21 protein-coding genes and 1 tRNA gene are annotated in these 19,045 nt (G+C 67.8%); 6 read left to right on the top strand and 16 right to left on the bottom strand.

The features are described 5' to 3' along the window. Position 1: 1 nt before the first annotated feature. The 7 genes from JT689_RS05450 to JT689_RS05420 are packed head-to-tail and all read right to left on the bottom strand — an operon-like array spanning position 2 to position 6,477. The gene (locus tag JT689_RS05450; RefSeq protein WP_205251722.1) at positions 2 to 556 is read right to left on the bottom strand and encodes a metal-dependent hydrolase; all 555 of its coding nucleotides are present in this window, start codon (positions 554 to 556) and stop codon (positions 2 to 4) included. A 9-nt stretch (positions 557 to 565) separates the two neighbouring features. After that, complete coding sequence (locus JT689_RS05445; RefSeq protein ID WP_205251721.1) at positions 566 to 1,411, bottom strand: methyltransferase domain-containing protein; 846 nt, start codon at positions 1,409 to 1,411, stop codon at positions 566 to 568. After that, the gene (locus JT689_RS05440; protein WP_205251720.1) at positions 1,408 to 1,815 is read right to left on the bottom strand and encodes a 6-carboxytetrahydropterin synthase; all 408 of its coding nucleotides are present in this window, start codon (positions 1,813 to 1,815) and stop codon (positions 1,408 to 1,410) included. Before JT689_RS05440 ends, JT689_RS05445 begins: the two co-directional genes overlap by 4 nt. Beyond that, complete coding sequence (locus tag JT689_RS05435) at positions 1,812 to 2,828, bottom strand: zinc-binding alcohol dehydrogenase (RefSeq protein WP_205251719.1); 1,017 nt, start codon at positions 2,826 to 2,828, stop codon at positions 1,812 to 1,814. Before JT689_RS05435 ends, JT689_RS05440 begins: the two co-directional genes overlap by 4 nt. A gap of 4 nt (positions 2,829 to 2,832) precedes the next feature. Further along, positions 2,833 to 3,594 (bottom strand): GTP cyclohydrolase III, encoded by a 762-nt coding sequence (locus JT689_RS05430; RefSeq protein WP_205251718.1) that lies wholly within the window; start codon positions 3,592 to 3,594, stop codon positions 2,833 to 2,835. 37 nt (positions 3,595 to 3,631) lie between these two features. Then, a complete protein-coding gene (locus JT689_RS05425; protein ID WP_205251717.1) occupies positions 3,632 to 4,483 on the bottom strand; it encodes a CDP-alcohol phosphatidyltransferase family protein in 852 nt (283 codons plus the stop codon). Next, the gene (locus tag JT689_RS05420; RefSeq protein ID WP_205251716.1) at positions 4,480 to 6,477 is read right to left on the bottom strand and encodes an aldo/keto reductase; all 1,998 of its coding nucleotides are present in this window, start codon (positions 6,475 to 6,477) and stop codon (positions 4,480 to 4,482) included. Before JT689_RS05420 ends, JT689_RS05425 begins: the two co-directional genes overlap by 4 nt. A 90-nt stretch (positions 6,478 to 6,567) precedes the next feature. Here JT689_RS05420 and JT689_RS05415 point away from each other — a divergent pair, with 90 nt between their 5' ends. Beyond that, positions 6,568 to 7,671 carry a glycosyltransferase gene (locus tag JT689_RS05415; protein WP_205251715.1) on the top strand — a complete coding sequence of 368 codons (1,104 nt, stop codon included), beginning with the start codon at positions 6,568 to 6,570 and terminating at the stop codon, positions 7,669 to 7,671. A gap of 36 nt (positions 7,672 to 7,707) precedes the next feature. Next, positions 7,708 to 8,082 carry a hypothetical protein gene (locus tag JT689_RS05410; RefSeq protein ID WP_205251714.1) on the top strand — a complete coding sequence of 125 codons (375 nt, stop codon included), beginning with the start codon at positions 7,708 to 7,710 and terminating at the stop codon, positions 8,080 to 8,082. Here the strand turns inward: JT689_RS05410 and dinB are convergent. Further along, positions 8,075 to 9,310, bottom strand: a complete 1,236-nt coding sequence (gene dinB, locus JT689_RS05405; protein ID WP_205251713.1) for a DNA polymerase IV — start codon at positions 9,308 to 9,310, stop codon at positions 8,075 to 8,077. The genes JT689_RS05410 and dinB overlap by 8 nt on opposite strands. 144 nt (positions 9,311 to 9,454) lie before the next feature. Between dinB and htr13 the strand changes: the two genes are divergently transcribed. Further along, a complete protein-coding gene (htr13, locus tag JT689_RS05400; protein ID WP_205251712.1) occupies positions 9,455 to 10,726 on the top strand; it encodes a chemotaxis signal transducer protein Htr13 in 1,272 nt (423 codons plus the stop codon). On the opposite strand, the gene JT689_RS05395 is transcribed toward htr13, so the two are convergent. From JT689_RS05395 to JT689_RS05380, 4 genes are all read right to left on the bottom strand, one after another. Beyond that, positions 10,723 to 10,968, bottom strand: coding sequence for a glutaredoxin (locus tag JT689_RS05395; RefSeq protein ID WP_070807657.1), 246 nt, complete (start codon positions 10,966 to 10,968; stop codon positions 10,723 to 10,725). The genes htr13 and JT689_RS05395 overlap by 4 nt on opposite strands. A gap of 56 nt (positions 10,969 to 11,024) precedes the next feature. Next, the gene (locus JT689_RS05390) at positions 11,025 to 11,792 is read right to left on the bottom strand and encodes a GTP cyclohydrolase III (protein ID WP_205251710.1); all 768 of its coding nucleotides are present in this window, start codon (positions 11,790 to 11,792) and stop codon (positions 11,025 to 11,027) included. A gap of 189 nt (positions 11,793 to 11,981) precedes the next feature. Then, positions 11,982 to 12,566: an archaellin/type IV pilin N-terminal domain-containing protein gene (locus tag JT689_RS05385; protein WP_205251709.1), complete on the bottom strand. Its 585-nt coding sequence runs from the start codon at positions 12,564 to 12,566 to the stop codon at positions 11,982 to 11,984. An 11-nt stretch (positions 12,567 to 12,577) separates the two neighbouring features. Next, positions 12,578 to 13,168, bottom strand: a complete 591-nt coding sequence (locus tag JT689_RS05380) for an archaellin/type IV pilin N-terminal domain-containing protein (protein ID WP_010902719.1) — start codon at positions 13,166 to 13,168, stop codon at positions 12,578 to 12,580. A gap of 596 nt (positions 13,169 to 13,764) precedes the next feature. On the opposite strand from JT689_RS05380, the gene JT689_RS05375 reads away from it, so the two are divergent. Then, a complete protein-coding gene (locus JT689_RS05375; RefSeq protein WP_205251708.1) occupies positions 13,765 to 14,316 on the top strand; it encodes a hypothetical protein in 552 nt (183 codons plus the stop codon). Between the two features lie 134 nt (positions 14,317 to 14,450). Here the strand turns inward: JT689_RS05375 and JT689_RS05370 are convergent, their stop codons facing one another. Together JT689_RS05370 and JT689_RS05365 are read right to left on the bottom strand one after the other, a co-directional pair. After that, a complete protein-coding gene (locus JT689_RS05370) occupies positions 14,451 to 15,074 on the bottom strand; it encodes a hypothetical protein (RefSeq protein ID WP_229373416.1) in 624 nt (207 codons plus the stop codon). 231 nt (positions 15,075 to 15,305) lie between these two features. Continuing rightward, a tRNA-Trp gene (locus JT689_RS05365) sits at positions 15,306 to 15,481 on the bottom strand. A gap of 109 nt (positions 15,482 to 15,590) precedes the next feature. Here JT689_RS05365 and JT689_RS05360 point away from each other — a divergent pair. Beyond that, entirely contained in the window at positions 15,591 to 15,803 is a 213-nt protein-coding gene (locus JT689_RS05360; protein ID WP_010902717.1) for a hypothetical protein, read from the top strand. A gap of 4 nt (positions 15,804 to 15,807) precedes the next feature. Here the strand turns inward: JT689_RS05360 and JT689_RS05355 are convergent, their stop codons facing one another. Then, complete coding sequence (locus JT689_RS05355; RefSeq protein WP_205251706.1) at positions 15,808 to 16,032, bottom strand: DUF5795 family protein; 225 nt, start codon at positions 16,030 to 16,032, stop codon at positions 15,808 to 15,810. A gap of 80 nt (positions 16,033 to 16,112) precedes the next feature. Beyond that, the gene (locus JT689_RS05350) at positions 16,113 to 17,030 is read right to left on the bottom strand and encodes a DUF5794 domain-containing protein (RefSeq protein ID WP_136361314.1); all 918 of its coding nucleotides are present in this window, start codon (positions 17,028 to 17,030) and stop codon (positions 16,113 to 16,115) included. A gap of 510 nt (positions 17,031 to 17,540) precedes the next feature. Between JT689_RS05350 and guaB the strand changes: the two genes are divergently transcribed. Next, the gene (gene guaB, locus JT689_RS05345; protein ID WP_012289261.1) at positions 17,541 to 19,040 is read left to right on the top strand and encodes an IMP dehydrogenase; all 1,500 of its coding nucleotides are present in this window, start codon (positions 17,541 to 17,543) and stop codon (positions 19,038 to 19,040) included. Positions 19,041 to 19,045 lie beyond the last annotated feature (5 nt).

Genomic DNA, 19,045 nt, shown 5'->3' with positions numbered 1-19,045 from the left:
GTCAGACGACGCGCTCGAAGTACGGAACGAGGCGGCGACGCAACAGGCTGTACACCGCGCCGAGCGCGAGCAGCGCCGCCAGCAGCCACCGCACCACGCCGTCGTAGACGACCAGCGCCGGCGCCGCCGCCGCGGCCGCAACCGCGAGGTCGGCCGGCGACCCGTCGTAGGGGATGACGTATCGGGCGCGCCACCACCGGCCGGCGTGGTGGTCGTACACGGCCGCCGTCGTGGTGCGCTCCCAGGGCCGCAGTTCGTCGCCCGCACCGAGCACGTCGCTGGTGCTGTGGACGGCTGCGGCGGCCGCGCCGACTCCGACGAACACGGTGAGCGCGGTCGGCGTGACCGCGGCGATCACGACCGCGGGAACCGCACCCACCCAGCCGAGCACCGGGTAGTGCAGCGTCCGCCGGTGGGTTCCCACCAGGAGGTCGATGTCGGGTGCGCCGCCGCCGACGAGCGCGCCCGCGGCGGCGGGCACCCCGAGGGCCGGCTGTGCGGCCGCGACCGGCGCGGCAAGCAGGAACCCGACCGCGATGTGGGTGAGCACCATCATGGCGGCGTCTCAGGCGCGCCACAGCAGGTCGTAGCCGTGCGCGACGTACGTGAGATCGCCGGCCGCGAGCTGCTGGCGGCGCGTGGCCAGCCAGTCGGTCGCGTCCGGGACGGCGTCCGCGATGAACGACAGGATGCACGCCAGGAAGTACTGCTCGTCGGCGCGGTACTCGCCGTCCACGGGGCGCACGATCCAGTCGGAGGCGCCCACGGCGAGCAGTGTCTCCGCCGGGCGCTCGCGGAGCACGTCGAGCAGCCGGCGGCCGGCGCGGCTGGTCCGGCCGTCGGCCGCGTCGATGGCGTCGTGGTAGGCCGCACGCACGCGGTCGTCGGCCGGATGCGATGGCTGCAACACGGTCACGCCGTCGAAGGTCAGCGGGGCGTACGCGAGCCCGCCGGGCGCCAGGGCGTCGGCGAACGCGTCCAGGGCGTCCGCCGGCGGCACGAGATCGAGAAACGACTGCGCCACCAAGAGGTCGGCGGTGGCGTCGGTGAGTCGCGCGAGCGCGTCCCCGGTGTCGAACCTGATCGGCGCGTCTCCGACCCGGCAGCCGTCCGGCGTGGCCGCGATTCGGGTTTCGGCGGGCATGCGCCGCCGCAACACCCGCGGCACGACGGCGTTCGCGAACGCGACGACGCGCTCGGCAGCGTCGACGCCCAGGTAGGCGGCGGGCGTGACCTCCCAGTCGGCGTACAGCATCGGGACCGTCGGCCCGGTGCCACAGCCGGCTTCGACCACACGAGGGTGGCTGGGGAGGGCTGCCCACAGGCGGTCGCGGACGCGCCGATCACGGGCGCGCTCGTCGACGCTCTGTTTCGCCGTGAGATAGCGCGTCTGCGCGTGTGTCTGGGTCATTCGAGTGCGCGCTCGTGGCTCGCCCACGCGAGGTCGTCCTCCCAGAGCCGGACGGTCAGCCGCGTCGGCGCGGCCGCCCCGAGGCCGTCCGCGATCCGGTCGCCGATCAGCTCCGCGAACCGTTCGAGGCTCGGGTTGGCGTCGCCGAACTCGGCGTGATCGTTCAGCAGGGTGTCCTGGTATCGGGCTTCGATGTCGTCGAGAACGGCGTCGACGGCGTCGATGTCGACGAGGTAGCCGTGCTCGTCGAGCTCCCCGCCGGCGAAGGTCACGTCGGCCGTGAACCGGTGGCTGTGCACCTCGCCCTCAGGCCCGGGGTTCGGAACCGTGAGGTAGTGCTGTGCGATGAACTCGCGGCGGACGGTGAGCGCGCGGCTGGCGTCGGTGTGAGTGGTGGGCGTCATTGGTAGGTGAGGATGATGTGGCGGGCTTCGTCGGGGTGGTCGTCGAGGAGGGCGTAGGCGTCGGCGGCCCGATCGAGGGGGAGTTCGTGCGTGATCAGCGCGTCCGCGTCCATGGCGTCCAGGCGGTCGAACGCCACGTCGAAGCGGCGGTCGGTGTCCCAGCGCCCCCGCAACTCGGGGCTGAGCGTGCTGACCTGGCTGGACACGATGTCCACGCGGTCGCGGTGGAACGACCCACCGAGGTCGATGGGCGCGCGCTTCGCGCCGTACCACGACCCCACGATCACGCGGCTGTCGTAGCCCGCGGCCGCGATGGCGTCGTCGAGGGTCTCCGGGCGGCCCGAGAGTTCGAACACGATGTCCGCGCCGGCGGGTTCGGCGTCGGCGAACGGCGGCGCGTCCGCGATGGCAGTCGACCCGGGGTCGATGGTGCGGTCGGCACCGACCGCGGCGGCGGTGGCGCGGCGGGACGCCAGGGGCTCCACGACGACGACCTCCGACAGCGGGAACGACGCCAGCAGCTGCGTCGTGGCGAGGCCGACCGCGCCCGCACCGAACACCACGGCGCGCTCGCCAATCCGGGGTTGGGCGTCGAGTACGAGGTTCGTGGCCGTTTCGACCGTCGGCAGGAGCGTCGCCGCCTGCGTGGCGACGTCGTCGGGGAGTTCGACGACCGCGTCGGGCGTCGTCCGGAAGCGCGTGGCGTGGGGTTCGAACGCGAACACGCGGCGGTCGAGCCACTCGGTGCTGTCCGGGCCGGTGGCGGTGACCGTGCCGACGCTGGCGTATCCGTACGCGAGCGGGTAGTCGAACTCGCCGTCGAGGGCGTCGATGGTGGCGTCCACGGGCAGGGACTCGGGGAACTCGCCGCGGTAGACCAACAGCTCCGATCCGGCGCTGATGCCCGAGGCCTGCGTCTCCACCACGACCTCGTCGTCGACGGGGTCGCTGACCGTCTCCGTGCGCACCGCGACGGAGCCGGGGCCGGTGAAGTACAGTGTGCGTGCGTCCATCACGCTAGTCGTCGGCGGTGGTCCACGGGCCGTGCACCCGGGCACCGGTCGCGCGACACGTTTCGAGGGCGTGTTTGGCGTCGGCTCCGGCGTCGTGGGGGGTGTCCCCGTGCCCGACGCCGACCTGGAAGTCGACGCCGGCCGCCTCACGGACGTGGGCGGTCGCGTCGTCGACGATCCCCGCGTCGATCTCGGGACACACCGCGATGGCGTTGTCCCCGCCCACGAACTGCGTGACCGCGTCGTGGGTGTCGTAGAGGTACTCCGCCAGCGTCGTCACTGCGCCCTGGATCTCGGTGCCGGCCCGCACCGGTGACACGGTGTCGGTGTACGTGCCGGTGGCGTCGACAACGTCGAAGTGTGCGATCGTCACCGCACCGGGTGTGCCGGCGAACCCGGGCGGCGAACGGTGGGACAGGGCTTCCCGTCGGTTCTCGTCCTGCGCGCTGCCGGCGTCCCGCAGCGCCGTTCCGGCGGCGTCGAGGGCGTCCGCCGGCGTTCGAGCAGTCCCAATGCCGACGCTCACAGTCACCGGATACCGGTTCCGGATGCGCTCCTGGAGGCGTTCGAACGCCGCCGGCGCGATGCCGGTCGCGGCTCCAACCATGTTGTCGAAGCGGCCCGCGAACGCGTAGCCGTCCCGCCCACCCAGGAAATCCGCGACGTCGGCGAACAGCCGGGCCTGGAGCGCCTGTAGGTCCGTTTCCCGGCGGGGCGCAGGCTCCGTCGTCCACGGCCCGTAGTCGTCGATCTGCACAGCCGCCATACGAGACCCGGTAGTCTGTGACTGGCTCACGCGGCGTTCATCGGAGCGAGCCGCCTTCAGCGTTGCCCCCAGTTTCGCTCGTGTCCTCAACCGCGTCGCCCTCGTCGCGGACGCCGAAATATCCCGCCACGGCACAGTAATCACGGCCGAACACGACCAGTGACGGCACCAACACGATCCCGGCGATCGGCGTGACGACCGCCGCCGGGAACACGGGCACCAGCGCCACCGTGATGAACAGCATCTGCATGCCGGCCAGCAGCCGGCGGCTCCGGCTCGGTGGCAGGTCGCCCACGTGGCGACCCCGGCGGCGGCGCACCCAGCACGCGAGCTTGAAGACGTATCGCGCCAGGGACAGCGACAGATACCAGACCGGCAGCCGCCCCCAGGCCACCGCCACCAGCGGCGCGCACAGGAACCCCAGGGTGTCGGTCGCCAGGTCGAGGCGCGCCCCCAGGACGGTACGCCGGCCGACGCGGCGGGCGAGCGCGCCGTCGACGGTGTCGAGCACGACCCCGCTCCCGTACCACGCCGCGGGCAGCCAGCGCCACCAACTCCCCACCGGCGGACTCACCGCCACGAACCCGAACACGGCCGCGTACAGCCAGCCCCGCGTCGCCGTGACCGCGTTCGCCACGCCGACCGTCCCGCGCACGGGCTGGCCGCCGTCCGCGGACGCGATCCCCGACGGCCGGTGGTTGGCGTCGAGGTGTCGACCCAGGAACCCCACCACGTACGCCAGCGGCACGGCCGCCGCCACCACCCACCGCAGCGCGCCGGCGTGGCCGAGCGCGGCGCTGAGACCCCACGCCGTGCCGACACCGCCGACCGCGAACCCGGCGACGAGCAGCCAGTACTGCGCTCGCAGCGCCCTCGGAACGCGTGTCATCGCTGGAACGCCGGATCAGCGAGCCCGGCCATCCGGTCGCGTTGGTCGTCGGTGAGCGGGTGGCGGGGTGCCGCGAGGTTCGCCACCACGTGCTCGCGCGTGGTCGTCGACGGGATCGGCACCACGCCACGCGTACAGTGCCACGCCAGCACCGCCGTCGCCGGCGACACGCCGTGCTCGTCGGCGACCGCGTGCACGACCGGCTCGTCGAGCAGCCCCGGTGCCGACAGCGGCGAGTGCGCAACCACGCGAACGCCGTGCCGGTGACACCACGACACGAGCGCGTCCCGCGGCCGGTAGGGATGACACTCCACTTGCACGAGCGCCGGCCGGACGCGCGCCGCGTCGGTGAGCCCCGCCAACTGCGGGAGCGTGACGTTGCACACGCCCAGGCTGCGCGCGAGCCCGTCGTCGTGGAGCGCCTCCATGCGCCGCCAGGTATCGACGAGGCTGTGGGGCGCACGCGCCGGCGTGCCGTCGGCGGCGGTCGGCATCGTCAGTCGCTCTTGCTCCTCGACGGGGCGCTCCGAGAGCCGCGTGAGCGTGCCGCGGTGCGCCCACGCGCCCGGCCAGTGCAGCGCGTAGCAGTCGAACGCTGCGACGCCGAGTTCGTCCAGCGATCCGGTGCACGCCTCCCGGAGGTCGCCGGGGCCGTGGTTCGTCCGCCACGGCTTCCCGACGAGGAACACGGACTCCCGGTCGGGGCCGCCGGGCGCGGCCACCAGGTCGCCCAGTCGCCACTCGTTGCCGTACAGCTCCGCCGTGTCGAACAGCCGGTAGCCGGCGTCAACCGCCGCCCCCATGGCGGGCGTGACGTACGTGCCGTCCCGGTAGCGCGAGCAGCCGAACCCCACGGGCGGCAGGCGAAGCGCGCGCCCGCCGGGCTGGAACCCGCTGGGGGCCGCAGCAACCGGCGCGGGCCGCCGCTGCCCGGGGCGCGCCAGTGACACACCGGGCTCGGGAATCGCAACGGGGCCGCCGTCGGTGGCGGCGCGCTCGATGGCGTTGCACACCGCCACGACGTGTGCGCCGCGGCGCGCGCTCGCCCGCGCCGACGACCCACAGCCACCAGCAACCCGGTCGGCGAGGCGTTCCGGGCCGGCGGCGTACGCGCGGCTACAGCGGGGCTGGGGCTGGGGGGCGAGAGTCGGCTCCCGGTCGCCACCCCGCACGGTCACCGCGTCCCGGGGAGCACCGAGCGCGCCCGTGTCACGGAGGTACAGCGTGCCGTCGTCGCCGTGCAGTTCCAGCCCATAGAACTCCCGGCTGCGGTGGTCGACGTAGAAGCTCGCGCGCAGCGACACCACCGGGCCGTCCGAGAACGACAGCGTCGCCTCCACGTGCGGGAGCCCGTCGGGAGCGTCGTCGCCGTCGCGCTGCGCTGGCGGCCACGCCGCGACCGCGTCGGCGGTCCTGACTTCGGTGACGCGTCCGAACCACGCCACCAGCAGGGCCAACGGATAGACCGCGCCGTCGTACAGCGGCCCGACATCCAGGAACGACGCCGGACGGTCGTGCCACTCGTCGACGCGCCCGACGTTCGCCGTTGCGGCCGCGAACTGGACGCCGCCCAGCCGGCCGTCGGCCGCCAGCGCCCGGGCGTGGCGCTGGGCGTCACACCCGGGCGTGATCGGCGCACACCCCAGGCCGAGATCGTGGCGCTCGGCGGCCGCCACCAGGTCGGCGGCGCGGGCCGCGTCCATCGCCAGCGGCTTCTCGGAGAACACGTGTCGGCCGGCGGCCAGGCACGCCTCGGTGACGTCGGCGTGGGCGGCGTGGCTGGTGAGGTTGATGACCATCGGCGCGGGGTCAGCGGCCAGCGCGTCGGCCAGGTCGGTGTACACAGCCGGACCGCTGGGGTGGGCGGCCGCCAGCGCGTCGGCGCGTTCGGGGTGTAGATCACAGACGCCGGTCACGCGCAGCGCTGTCGACGCCGCGAGTCCGTCTGCGTACGCTTCGGCGACCGAGCCGGCACCGACGAGCAGGCAGTCCACAGTCGTTCGTTTGACGCGGGGTGTACAAAGCAGTGAGTGGTATCCTGTCACGTGGTGGGGTTGAAGTGACGACGCGACACACCACCACGCATGGCACGCGTCGCCGTGTTACATAACACGCTCGACTTCCGGGGCGGCGCCGACGCCGTCTGCGTCCACACGTGCGCCGCGCTGGCGGCCGCCCACGACGTGGCGCTGTTCACGATCTCCGAAACCACGCCTGACGCCGTCGGCGCGCAGTTCGATGTCGATGTGTCCGTGCCGGTCGTGGTACCCCCGGGCGCGTCCAACGTCGCGGCCGCACTCTCCGCGGCCGCACCCACCATCGGCCCGCAGCTCGCGGCGCGCTCGGTCCTGCTGCGGGCGTTCTTCCGGAGACACGCGTCGGCCTATGACGTCGCAGTGAGCACCGCCAACGAGCTCGCAGTGCCGCTGCCGTCCGTCCAGTACGTCCACTTCCCCCAGTTCCGCTGCGACACCACGCCGACCGCCGACCCCGGGCGACTGAACGGCGTCTGGTCCCGGCTCGCCGCGCCCGCCGCCGATCGCCCGGACACCCGCTACCTCGCGAACTCCGCGTGGACCGCCGACGCCTTCGAAGCCAGCTACGACCGCCGACCGACCGTCTGTCACCCGCCGGTCGATCCCATCGACGGCGTGCCCTGGGGTGCCCGCGCGGACCGCATCGTGGTGCTCGGGCGGATCGCCCCCGACAAGCGAACCCTGGACGCCATCGACGTGGTCGACGCGCTGCGCGCCCGCGGCCACGACCTCACGTGCACGATCGTCGGCGCCGCCCCCGCGGCCTACCGCGACTACGTCGCCGACGTGCGGGCGGCCGCGGACTCACGGCCGTACGTCACCGTCGAAACCGACGTTCCGCGCGGCCGCATCACCGAACTCCTGGGACGCAGCCGGTACGGCCTCAACCTCAAGCCCATCGAACACTTCGGCATGGCGGTCGCGGAGTACGTCGCCAGCGGCATGCTCGCGTTCGCCCCCGACAGCGGCGGGCAGGTCGACGTTCTCGACGGCGACGACGACGTGCTCTTCGAGGGCGTGGCCGGCGCTGTCGACGCGATCGCGGCCGCCATCGACGACGGACTGCAGCCGTCACTCCCCAGGGACCGCTTCGGCCGTGACCGCTTCGCGGACGCGATCCGCCGGCAGGTCGCGGCCGTCTGCCCCGACTGACCCCAGATTCAAGACCGTCGCTGCCAACCAGCACGTATGACAGCAGCCAGCACATCGCGTTCGGGGATCGGGCTCGCAACTGACTCGCTGACGCCGCTGCACTGGCTGGGCATCGTACTCGCAGTGGCCACCGGCGTGCTCCACCTCGTCTTGGGGGTCTCCCTCGGCCTGCCCGGGCTCGGCGGCTCGTTGTTCGTCGCCGGGGTCGGCTACCTCGGCGGCACCGCCGCGATCCTGGTTGGCGTCCGCCGACGGCTCGTGTACCTGCTCGGCATCCCGTTCACCATCGGGCAGATCGCCGCCTGGTACGTCGTCAACGCGCCGTCGTTTTCGGCGCTCGGCATCGCCGACAAGATCGTGCAGGTGGCGCTCATCGCGGTGCTCGCGGTGCTCTACGCGCGCGCTACGTGAACTCGTCGAGGGTCGTTTGGCCGCCACACGCCCCACGGCCTGCGCCACCACACGCGCCGCCTCTGTGACCGCCGCCGTCGCCGGTCTCGTCGCCGCTGAACCCCGCCAACGTGGCCTGCTCGCGCTCGGAGAACACCAGATTCGACACCCGGACGCCGACCTTCCGGACGGCCGCCCCCTCGAACTCGTCGAGCAACGACTGCGACACCGCCTCCAGGAGCGCCGGGTCGTCGACCGGCCCCGGCAGTGACTCGGCGCGCGTCTGTACGTCGTAGGGCGGCGTCACGACCTTCACGCCGATGGTGCGGTAGGACGCGTTCGTCCGGCTGGCGCGGTCCGCGACGGCCCCGCTCAGCGCCGCCGCCTGCTCGCGCACCCGATCGAAGGACTCGGTCGCGCCGTCGAACGACGACTCCCGCGACAGGCTCTTGGGCTTCCCGCGAGGCTCAACAGGACGGCTGTCCGCCCCGCGGGCGCGGCGGTGGAACTCGCGGCCGCGCTCGCCGAACGCCGCCTCCAACACGTACGGGTCGGCGTCCGCTAACTCTCCCACTGTCTCGATGCCGCGCTCCCGCAGCGCACGCGCGTGCACCGGCCCCACACCGTGCAGGTCCGCGACATCGAGGGGCGCGAGGAACGACTGGACTGACTCCGGCGGCACGACCACCAGCCCGTCGGGCTTCTCGTGGTCGCTGGCGAGTTTCGCCGTGCTCATGTCCGGCGCGATCCCGACGCTGGCGGGGACGCCAACCGAGCGCGCGATGCGCTGCTTGATGTGTCGGCCGAACCCCGCCGCCACGTCCCAGGCGGTCCGGTCGGTCACGTCCAGATACGCCTCGTCGATGCTGACCTCCCGCACCGGATCGCCGAGCCCGTGCAGGATCTCGGACACCGACTCGCTCACCGACTCGTAGTACGCCATGTCCACCGGCCGGTAATACCCCGCAGCCGACGCATCCGGCGCGTCCGCCTTCCGGGGCAGGCGCTCCAGCGCCGCCGAGATCGCCTGCGCGCTCTCGACGCCGTACTCGCGGGCCTCGTAGCTCGCGGTCGCCACCGCACCGACCGTCTGCTCCGGCTCGTACCCCATCCCGACGACGACGGGCGCACCACGCAACGCGGGCTCACGCCGGCGCTCACAGGACGCGTAAAAACAGTCCATGTCCACGTGGACGACGATGCGCTCCTCGCGGGCTGGGGCCCCGGGCAATCGCTCACCGGCCGACATCACCGGTGGTTCACCGTCCGCACGGAAAAGCGACCGGACGGCGCGGCCGCCGCCCGCGTGCACTCTCCTCGTTCCGGCGAGCAGCCACGCGTTGCGACCATTTATCATGCAGTGCTCCCATTAGATGTGGGCATAGGCAGTCCAATGACCGGGCCCGACAACTCACTCACCGATCCCTCGGCGTCACCGTCGACGCCGGTCGCGTCGCTGCGACCGACAGCCGAACAGCTGCTTCCACAGCAGCGCGACCAACTGCACGCGTTCATCGAGCGCGTGCTGGCCGACCACCCAGACCACATCGTGGACTGTTGTGTGGAGTATTACACCAACACGCTCCCGAACGGAACGGCCGCGTACGGCGATCTGCTGGCGCTGCTGGCGGCCACCAGCGCCGACGCCGACGCGTTCACCGCGGCGGTAACGGCCATCCAATCCCCGCTGCTGTCCGGTGACGGTCCGACCGACGGGCCGCCCGCCCAGGAGTCCGTCACCGCCCACGCCCGCGTTGTCGCGGAAGACATGAGCGCGCTCCGCGGCCGTGTCGCCCCCGACGACGCCACAGCCACGGGCTCCGAGGCCACCGCCGACGAGGCCGCTGCGGTCGCCGAGCTCATCGAACGCGCCCGGGAGATGAACCAGAACATGGAGGAGATCGACCGGCTGGCGGCCCAGCAGTCCGACAACACGGACAACCTCAAAGCCGAGATCAGCGACATCAGCTCGGCGATCGAGCAGATCGCCGCGTCGGCCACCGAGGTCAACGACCGCAGCGACGAGGCCCAGTCACTCGCGACCGACGGCTACGAGCGCGCGGTCGCGGTCGTCGAGCAGGTCGAAGCCATCCACGACGGCGTCACCGAGGTGCGACACCAAACCGCCACGCTGCAGGATCACACCGAGGCCATCGACGACATCGTGGAAGTCATCAACGACATCGCCGACCAGACCAACCTGCTGGCGCTGAACGCGTCCATCGAGGCGGCGCGCGCCGACGCCGGCGGCGAGGGGTTCGCGGTCGTCGCCGACGAGGTCAAATCGCTGGCCGAGGAGAGCAAAACTCAGGCCGAAGAGATCGAAGAACGCGTCGAGAACATCCAGGTCGAAACCCGGAACGCGGCGGACACGCTCGTCGAACTGGAGACCGAGACCGAGGACAGCCTCGAAGCGAGCACGTCCTCGCTTGACACCTTCGAGGAGATCAAAGACCTGGTGACGGGGGTGTCCACGTCCCTGGACGAAATCAAATCCGGGACCGAACGCCAGACCGAGAGCAGCGAGGAGCTCACGATGATGATCGACGAGGCGGCCCGAAAGGCGGACACGATCTCCGACGAGGTGGCGTCGATGGCCGACGCCAACCACGCACAACTCCAGAAGCTCGAAGCCTACCAGTCGGAATCCGACCAGTCGCGCTAGGCGTACTGGGTTTCGAGGTGGGTGATGATCTCCTGGGTGTCAGCCAGGAACGACGGCTCCATGTGGTCGTCGATGACGACCGGAACACCGGTCTGTCCGGTCACGTCTTCGACGGTCGTGCGGTCGGTGTGGGCGTCAGGCACGAGTGTCTCCTCGTACGCCACGTCGAGTGCGTCGAGTTTCGAGCGAACCTTCTGGGAGTACGGGCAGTCTTCCCGGGCGTAGAACGTGACCTGTGACATACCCATCGGTACGGTCGACACGCGCATAAGTGTCCCTCCAGAAGCGGACCCCGCCCCTACTGGCGGCCGGATCGCTCGACGATCGTGTCGTGTTCGCGGGCGACCTCTAGGGCGTGTTTGGCCCCCATACCGGCGTCGTGTGCCGACGCGCCGCGGCCGACGCCCACGCGAAGCGCAACGTCGGCCGTGTCCTGGACGTGTGCGATCGCGTCCTCGTAGTCGCCGTCCGAGAGCCCGGGGCAGACGGCGATGATGTTGTCGCCGCCGACGAAAAACGACAGCGAGTCGTGGGCGTCGTGCATGTGGCGCATGAGCGCGGCGTAGCCGGCCTCGATATGCGTGAACGACGCGAACGCGTCGAGTTCGTCGGTGTACGTGCCGGTGGCGTCGATCACGTCGAAGTGCGCGATCTGGACGTCGTTGTCGGTGCGCTCGGCGTCGGGGATCGGCTGTCCGAGCAGTGTCTCGCGGCGGTCGGCGTCCTGTGCGCTGCCCTGCTGCTGGAGTGCCCCGGTGGCCCCAACGAGTGCGTCGGCCGGCGTGCTGCCGGTGCCGATCGAGAGGCTCGCCGTGATCGGGTACCGGTTCCGGATCGACTCCTGGACGCGTGCGTGCGCTTCGAGATCCAGGCCGTTCGTGACCGCGATCATGTTGTCGAAGCGCGTGAAGAAAACGTATCCGTCCCGCGTCCCGATCGCCTGCGAGAGATCCGCGTACAGTCGCGACTGCAGCGTCTGGAGGTCCACTTCACGCCGTGGCGACGGTGTCACGGTCCACGGCCCGTAGTTGTCCAACTGGACGAGTGTTACCTGCGTGTTCGTCACGATACTGCATCCTCCACGCGGCCGGAGTATATCAGTTTTGGATCGCGTTCCACATCTGTCGACTGTCGATCAGTCCCGTTCACCGCCAGCACGTGCCACAGTCAACCACGCACCTGACACACCGCCGGCTACCAATGGGTGCCAGCCACACACGAAAGAAACCGCGATCCGGAGAATCTACCGCGCGTCTTACAGCGTGACAGCGTTTTTGTCCTTGAGCGATTCAGGGACGTTCGCCCAGTAGGTGGTTTTCGAGCCGTACTGCGTGGTCACCGTCAACTGCACCTCGTCACCGGCGCCGAGCTTGGAGCTGATGCCGCCGGCGTACATGATGACCTTGATGCGGTCGGACTGCTGGACCAGCACGTTGTCGTTGTTCCCCTTGATCAAGGTGGTGTTGAACTCCTCACCCAGCGTCGTCGTGTCGGCTGCATTGGCGTGCGTTAGGGTGGTGGCTTTGTCCGGGCCGATCCACTGGATCGTGGATTTGCTGAGGTTGATGTTGTCGGCTCCGGCGGCCTGGCGCACGGTGAGGTTCACGTAGTCGACTTCCTCGTTGTTGACGTTGCCGTACGCGGAGACGATGTTGATGCGGTTGGAGACCTGTGCGGAGGCTTCCTCACCGGTTGCCGACCCCTTCGATTGGAGGAAGCCAGCGGTGTTGATGAGGACGCCAGCGGCGATCGCGGCGACCAGCACCATCGCGATGAACACGATGAGCGTGCCGATCCCCACTTGACCGCGCTCGTCCTCATCCGTGATGAACTCGAACATGAGCGTGTGTGTTATAGTGTGACTGCGTTTTTGTCCTTGAGCGACTCAGGGACGTTCGCCCAGTAGGTGGTTTTCGAGCCGTACTGCGTGGTCACTGTCAGCTGGACCTCTTCGCCAGCCTTCAGTCCATTGGTGGTGATCGAGGCTGCATCCATGACGATCTTGATGCGGTCGGACTGCTCGACCAACACGTCCGCGTTGTTGCCCTTGATGGACTCAGTGGTGAAGTTCTCGGCGTCGGCAGTGCTACCGTCGTAGGTCAGGGTGGTGGCGGTGTCCGGGCCGATCCACTGGATCGTGGATTTGCTGAGGTTGATGTTGTCAGCCCCAGCGGCCTGGCGCACCGTCAGGTTCGCGTAATCGACCGTATCGGTCCCACTAGCGGTCTTGACGTTGCCGTACGCGGAGACGATGTTGATGCGGTTGGAGACCTGTGCGGAGGCTTCCTCACCGGTCGCAGAGCCTTTTGACTGGAGGAAGCCGGCAGTGTTGATGAGGACGCCGGCGGCGATCGCGGCGACCAGCACCATCGCGATGAACACGATGAGCGTGCCGATCCCCACCTGGCCGCGCTCGTCCTCGTCTGTGATGAATTCGAACATGATCTTGTTGAGGGTCCCGCGTGGGTAACCGACGCGAGTGTTTGACGTGAGTGACAGCCAACTAATAAACGTTTGTCCCAATTATCTACGGTGAAAACTACGGTAAAACGGCGTTACCCGGGAATGAGTACAGTACAACGGTTGACCACAACGACAATACTTGCGGATTGATAACGCGATTTCCGGTCGGCGATGATCCACTCCGACATGTTCATGTGACTAGGTTTCACATGCGGTCCGTGATTCATCCGGCAGCCGTCTGTGAGCGGCGCTCAGTCGTTGGTCTATCCGGCTGCCACCCGGACCGCGAGTAGTGCACCCGCCGCGACCGGCACGCGAACACGCTGTTCTGCCGGCTCACTGTGCGTTCGTGTCCGGGACCGTGCTCGCCCGGATCCGCACACGAGACCACGCTCGCTCGTGTGCGTATTCGCGCTCGGTCGGCCCCGTACACCCGCTGAACTGCCGCGTCCGTGATCTGACAACCTGGGATTCACCCCGACCTTCGGGTCTTCAGTGAGCCAAATTCGTTCGGTTATCCGGGGTCGTGCGTCCGAGTCGAGTCCGCGAATCCGTACTGACGGCGACTCTGCATCGTGAGGACACTAGTTCAAGAATTTGGGCACGGTTATCGAATCAGCGGTGCGCTCCTGAAGTTCCGCAACCGGAAGTCAGCGGGTACCGCATTCAAGAATGGGAAGAGCGGTGAGCGGGACATAACGATTTCCGAGGGGTTGCGAAAAACGCTGGTTGACTGCATTGGGGTGAATCGAGAAACGCAGAGTGACGAATACGGACGCGAACCCCTGTTTACGACTATTAACGGCCGGCTCCCCCGCCAACGTGCGTACAAGACGCTCGTTCCAATCACGAAACCCTGCGTATTGACGAACAGTTGTCCTCATGAACGACGCATAGACGACTGCGAGGCGGCTCAATCAGTTGAGAATGCTCCCAGTTGTCCGTCATCCCCCTCCCTTCAGCCGATTCGCCGCGGCTCGATTACCTACCACATCAACCGCGACTGGCCGAAGGAGAAACTGATCGAGCGGGTGGACGTGTCCGTCTCCGTGCTGGACAAGCACTACGACGCTCGGACGAAGGAACAGGAGCGGCATGGGAGAAGAGAATTCATCGACCTACTTTAGAAAACGCCCTGTTCACCTTATTCGTCGTCTGACTCGCCGCTCTTGTTCGCAGACAAGGCGGCGTACCTTTCTCCCTCGCCGGTGTCCACAACCGCATCTTCTTCGGACACGGCATTATCGTCTTCACTCATGCACTAGATTCGGTCATCGAGGGTTAAATAATTGCCTGTGAGGATGTACCATGAGAGGAAGAAGGCAATCAGCGCAAGTACGCACAATGCCACCCAACTCCAGCAGGTACTCACTGAACCGATAAAGAGGATCCCAGAGAGAGACATAAATGTAATCCCGTCCAATAGTGAAACTAGTGAGTATCTGAAGCGACTTGAGTTTACTTCGATGACTCTCTTATTTTTCTTTAAGTTATGACCGTAAGTTCCGATTACACGACGAATGTGCTTCTCCTTTTTTACGTCGTAGTCGGATTGGTTTAGGAGCTGTGCGGGCTGATAGTGCAAGCCAATTTTGAATCGACTGCTGAGGTACGTGATGATAGAAAAGGTCATCGAGGAAATCAGTAAGAAGACGCCAGCCGAGAATGCTACCCAAATTGGGAGGTTAGGAGGGGAGACCTGTCCATTGTTTATCCGGAATGCCACAGCCAAGACGGATAATATCGCTCCTACCAGCAAACCGATTAACCGGGTAACATGCTCCGCCTTTTTATCAATCTCATTTATTATCTGTATCTGATGGTTTAACGTCCTTTCGAATCGGTCAACTGCATCTTCAAGAGATTCCTCAGTGCCGCTACTCATAGAGTATCCCCTGCGTTCAAACGTATTATAATTGTGTAATTGGAGAATAAGGTCTCCATCCAACCAGCAATAGTAATATTTGAGACTACCGTGCATCGAGCGGACCGCCACAAGGCGTTGGAGTCGTACCCCTGAACGATTCAAATCAGACTCGAAACCGCGAAAGTGGGGGTCCACGGGAAATCGCGGGACACTCCCGTCTTGCGGTTTTGGATATCTGAAGTAAGGGTATGGGGCCGGAGGGATTTGAACCCCCGATCGACTGATATCTCCGGTGCGCCTCGGAACTCCAGAGGGTCGTCACAGCGGACCGATGATCAGTCGGCCGCTCGGTATACCAGTCTGGAGCGTCGTCCCGGGCGCGGGCCTCTGGAGTCAGTCGCCATGCCTGGCTTGGCCACAGCCCCGTGCATTCCATCATACGGCGAATCTCCTCAAGAGGGTTTCGATTCGGGGGCCACCCGGACCGCCACGCAGCGAGTGGGTTTTGTGGATCGCGCGGCATCGCTTGGGTGTATGCCAGAGTATCCGATTGTCGTGCGGGAGCTCGGCGGCGAGAACCGACTGGGCGTCGAGGACGCCGACGACTTCGAGGGGGATCTACGGGACGTTGTCGTCGAGGGCTACGACCGCGTGGCGGTTCCGGAGTACGAGGACGGCGACCGCGTCGGCACGGTCGTTGCGGCGTCCACCACGGAGATCGAAACCGTGCGCTGGACGACCGACTGAGCGGCTACGACTCTCGGGCGCTCCAGTCGCAGTCCTGGCATTTGTACCCGGTGATGAACTCCGTGACCGACGGCATATAGCCGACGGTCAGCACGTCGCTGCCGCACTCCGGACAGTCGCGGTCGGCGTCACTGATCGGCTCGGCGTCCATCACCGACGTGCCTTCGACGAGTTCCGCGAGTTTCTTTGGGGTGACCATGCGACCCTGCACGACGCGGTTGCCAGCCATACATGTACGCCTGACTGTGCGCACATGAAAGCGTGTCGTCGCCGGGCACACGATGACTGCGATGCGGTGTGGTCCGAGGGCTACAGCCAGGGCGCGCGCTCCTCGGCGGTGTCCTCGCCGGGGTAGCCGTACGCGGCCTCGTCGGGCTCGTGGCCGTTCCCGCCGTCAGTTGCGGGGGGCGTGGCGCGGGCGTCGGGGCCGTCGTCGGCCGGGACCGTGATGCCGTCCGGGCCGCCCTCGCCGTCGGGGGCGGCCTCGGCGTCGTCGCTGGCCGCCTGGTCGGGGTCGAACGCCAGCAGGCCCGCCACCGCGAACACCATCAGCGGCGCTTGTGACGGCACCAGGTTGAACACGGACAGCGCGAGCGTGGCGAGCGCGACGGCGGAGCCGAACCGGAACCGGTCGATGTCGACGACGCGGCGCAGGGCCGGCCCGAGCGCGACGACGACGAGCGCGAACGTGACTGCAACGCCGCCGGCGGCGGCGGCGTGTAACAGCAGCCCGTTCTCGTACTGCGTGACGAGCCTGGCGTTGGCCGGGCTCGCGCTGGCGAGAAAGCCCAGGCCGATGATGACACTGGGCGACGGCAGGTACTCCCCGATGGTGGCGCTGGCGGTTTTCGCGGCGATCGCGAGGATGACGAGCGCCGCGAAGCGCTCGAAGGTGTGGATGTCGACGACCGTGTCGACCGTCGGCGCGAGCGCCGCTTCGGCGGTCGCGATGACGATGAGCGGGACGCCGACGATCAGCACGCTGGTGGCTTGTTCGCGGCGGGTGCCGTCCATCTCCGCGAGGATGACTGCCAGGGTGGCGCTGCCGCCGAACACGAGCAGGCCCGTCTGGAGGACGCCGGCCCACGTGTCGAGTGCGCCGGCGAGCACGAGCGCCGCGAAGATCCCATCGACGAGCGGCAACAGCGTTACCGTCGCGAGGAGCTTGGTCGCGCCGCCTACCTGTTGCTCCAGCCGGAGCGCAACGGGGTGACGTGAGCTGCTCATATGCTATCTTCTCAACGTGGGGGTGTGGTCGGAGCGACGATACAGACGGGCGGTCGTGCGTGCGCCTGTATTTGTTGCTGGCGGGAATCCGAGCCAGCGCCCACGTCGGTGGTCCATCGTCCCAAGGGTAAATTTCGGTACGTCCGGGGAAACGGCAGTGTGGTTGCCGGTCGTACGCTTCGTGTTGGGACTGATGGAGTCCATACGTGCAGTAAATTCGTTTGAATGCATAAAGATTGCGTGACAAAGAGACGCATATGGTAAGGAACCGATACCGGTCTTTAAGTGGGGGCTTTGGGTTATCTACCCACGGTGGTAGTTTATCGAGAATACAACGATGCTTTAGAACGTCTATGAAGAACTGGTGGGGGAACGCCCGTCGAACTGTACACGTGTTGTTCCCCCGACGGGAATGCACAACCATGCATGGTGGTCTCCCCCACGTATCTCCGCCCGGTCACGTTCGCCCAATCTCGCAACGCTTTTGCGGTCTCACACCGACCGTTTGACATGGCGAACGATTCCTCAACGGACGGCAGATTCTCCGAGAAGCTCCGCGTCCCGGAAGCGCTCACGTTCGACGACGTGCTGTTGCGCCCGGCCGAGAGCCGCGTCGAACCGGACGACGCCGACGTCGCCACGCGCGTCTCCACCAACGTCGAACTCGAAGTCCCCGTACTGTCGGCCGCCATGGACACGGTCACCGAGTCCCGGCTTGCGATCGCGATGGCACGCGAGGGCGGCCTGGGCGTCCTCCACCAGAACATGGACACGGACCGAGTCGTCGCGGAGGTCGAACGCGTCAAGCGCGCCGACGAACTCGTCATCGACCGCGAGAACGTCGTCACGGCCGCCCCCGAGCAGACCGTCGAGGCCGTCGACGAGATGATGGACCGCAGCGACGTCTCCGGTGCCCCGGTCGTCGACGACGACGACACGGTACGCGGCATCATCTCCGCGACGGACATCCGGCCGTATCTCGAAGTCGGCGAGTCGGATGCCGTTCGGGAGGCGATGACCGACGAGGTCATCACCGCCCCCGAAGACATCACCGCACGCGACGCGCTCGAACTCATGTACGAGCACAAAATCGAGCGCGTTCCGATCGTCAACGACGAGCAGCACCTCGTCGGCCTGGTCACCATGCAGGGCATCCTCGAACGCCGCGAACACGGCAGCGCCGCCCGCGACCAGAACGGCCGCCTCCGCGTCGGCGTCGCCGTCGGTCCGTTCGACACGGAGCGCGCGACCGCGGTCGACGAAGCGGGCGCGGACGTGCTGTTCATCGACTGTGCGCACGCACACAACCTGAACGTCATCGACTCCGCCCGCGAGATCAAAGCCAGCGTCGACGCCGACGTGGTCGTCGGCAACGTCGGCACCCGCGAAGCCGCCGAAGCGGTCGTGGACTTCGCCGACGGCATCAAGGTCGGGATCGGGCCGGGGTCGATCTGCACCACCCGCGTCGTCACCGGGTCCGGCATGCCACAGATCACGGCCGTCTCACAGGTCGCCGACGTCGCCGCGCCGGCCGGCGTGCCCGTGATCGCCGACGGCGGAATCCGGTACTCCGGCGACGCCGCGAAAGCCATCGCCGCGGGTGCCGACGCCGTGATGCTCGGGTCGTACTTCGCCGGCACCGACGAGGCACCCGGCCGCGTCATCACGATGAACGGCAAGAAGTACAAGCAGTACCGCGGCATGGGCTCGGTCGGGGCGATGCAGTCCGGTGGCAGCGACCGCTACCTCAAAGACGACGACGAGGACGAGGAGTACGTCCCCGAGGGCGTCGAGGCTGCAACCCCCTACAAGGGGTCGCTGGCGTCGGAACTCCACCAGCTCGTCGGCGGCATCCAGTCCGGCATGGGGTACGTCGGGGCCGAGTCGATCCCGGCGTTCAAGGCTGACGCCGAGTTCGTGCGCGTCTCCGCGGCGGGACAGACCGAGGGCCACCCTCACGACGTGATGATCACGGACGAAGCGCCGAACTACAGCCCACAAGGCGAGTAGCGGCC

Source organism: Halobacterium sp. GSL-19 (assembly GCF_016917855.1).
In the GTDB taxonomy this organism is placed as follows: domain Archaea; phylum Halobacteriota; class Halobacteria; order Halobacteriales; family Halobacteriaceae; genus Halobacterium; species Halobacterium salinarum.
Note: the sequence above shows the minus strand (reverse complement) of the source record. Positions and strands in the feature narration are given on the sequence as shown.

What these genes read in the sequence shown, in the direction of transcription:
- JT689_RS05450 (WP_205251722.1), bottom strand. Translation starts at nt 556, where the DNA reads ATGATGGTGCTCACCCACATCGCGGTCGGGTTCCTGCTTGCCGCGCCG.
- JT689_RS05445 (WP_205251721.1), bottom strand. Translation starts at nt 1,411, where the DNA reads ATGACCCAGACACACGCGCAGACGCGCTATCTCACGGCGAAACAGAGC.
- JT689_RS05440 (WP_205251720.1), bottom strand. Translation starts at nt 1,815, where the DNA reads ATGACGCCCACCACTCACACCGACGCCAGCCGCGCGCTCACCGTCCGC.
- JT689_RS05435 (WP_205251719.1), bottom strand. Translation starts at nt 2,828, where the DNA reads ATGGACGCACGCACACTGTACTTCACCGGCCCCGGCTCCGTCGCGGTG.
- JT689_RS05430 (WP_205251718.1), bottom strand. Translation starts at nt 3,594, where the DNA reads ATGGCGGCTGTGCAGATCGACGACTACGGGCCGTGGACGACGGAGCCT.
- JT689_RS05425 (WP_205251717.1), bottom strand. Translation starts at nt 4,483, where the DNA reads ATGACACGCGTTCCGAGGGCGCTGCGAGCGCAGTACTGGCTGCTCGTC.
- JT689_RS05415 (WP_205251715.1), top strand. Translation starts at nt 6,568, where the DNA reads ATGGCACGCGTCGCCGTGTTACATAACACGCTCGACTTCCGGGGCGGC.
- JT689_RS05410 (WP_205251714.1), top strand. Translation starts at nt 7,708, where the DNA reads ATGACAGCAGCCAGCACATCGCGTTCGGGGATCGGGCTCGCAACTGAC.
- dinB (WP_205251713.1), bottom strand. Translation starts at nt 9,310, where the DNA reads ATGTCGGCCGGTGAGCGATTGCCCGGGGCCCCAGCCCGCGAGGAGCGC.
- htr13 (WP_205251712.1), top strand. Translation starts at nt 9,455, where the DNA reads ATGACCGGGCCCGACAACTCACTCACCGATCCCTCGGCGTCACCGTCG.
- JT689_RS05395 (WP_070807657.1), bottom strand. Translation starts at nt 10,968, where the DNA reads ATGTCACAGGTCACGTTCTACGCCCGGGAAGACTGCCCGTACTCCCAG.
- JT689_RS05385 (WP_205251709.1), bottom strand. Translation starts at nt 12,566, where the DNA reads ATGTTCGAGTTCATCACGGATGAGGACGAGCGCGGTCAAGTGGGGATC.
- JT689_RS05380 (WP_010902719.1), bottom strand. Translation starts at nt 13,168, where the DNA reads ATGTTCGAATTCATCACAGACGAGGACGAGCGCGGCCAGGTGGGGATC.
- JT689_RS05370 (WP_229373416.1), bottom strand. Translation starts at nt 15,074, where the DNA reads ATGAGTAGCGGCACTGAGGAATCTCTTGAAGATGCAGTTGACCGATTC.
- JT689_RS05360 (WP_010902717.1), top strand. Translation starts at nt 15,591, where the DNA reads ATGCCAGAGTATCCGATTGTCGTGCGGGAGCTCGGCGGCGAGAACCGA.
- JT689_RS05355 (WP_205251706.1), bottom strand. Translation starts at nt 16,032, where the DNA reads ATGGCTGGCAACCGCGTCGTGCAGGGTCGCATGGTCACCCCAAAGAAA.
- JT689_RS05350 (WP_136361314.1), bottom strand. Translation starts at nt 17,030, where the DNA reads ATGAGCAGCTCACGTCACCCCGTTGCGCTCCGGCTGGAGCAACAGGTA.
- guaB (WP_012289261.1), top strand. Translation starts at nt 17,541, where the DNA reads ATGGCGAACGATTCCTCAACGGACGGCAGATTCTCCGAGAAGCTCCGC.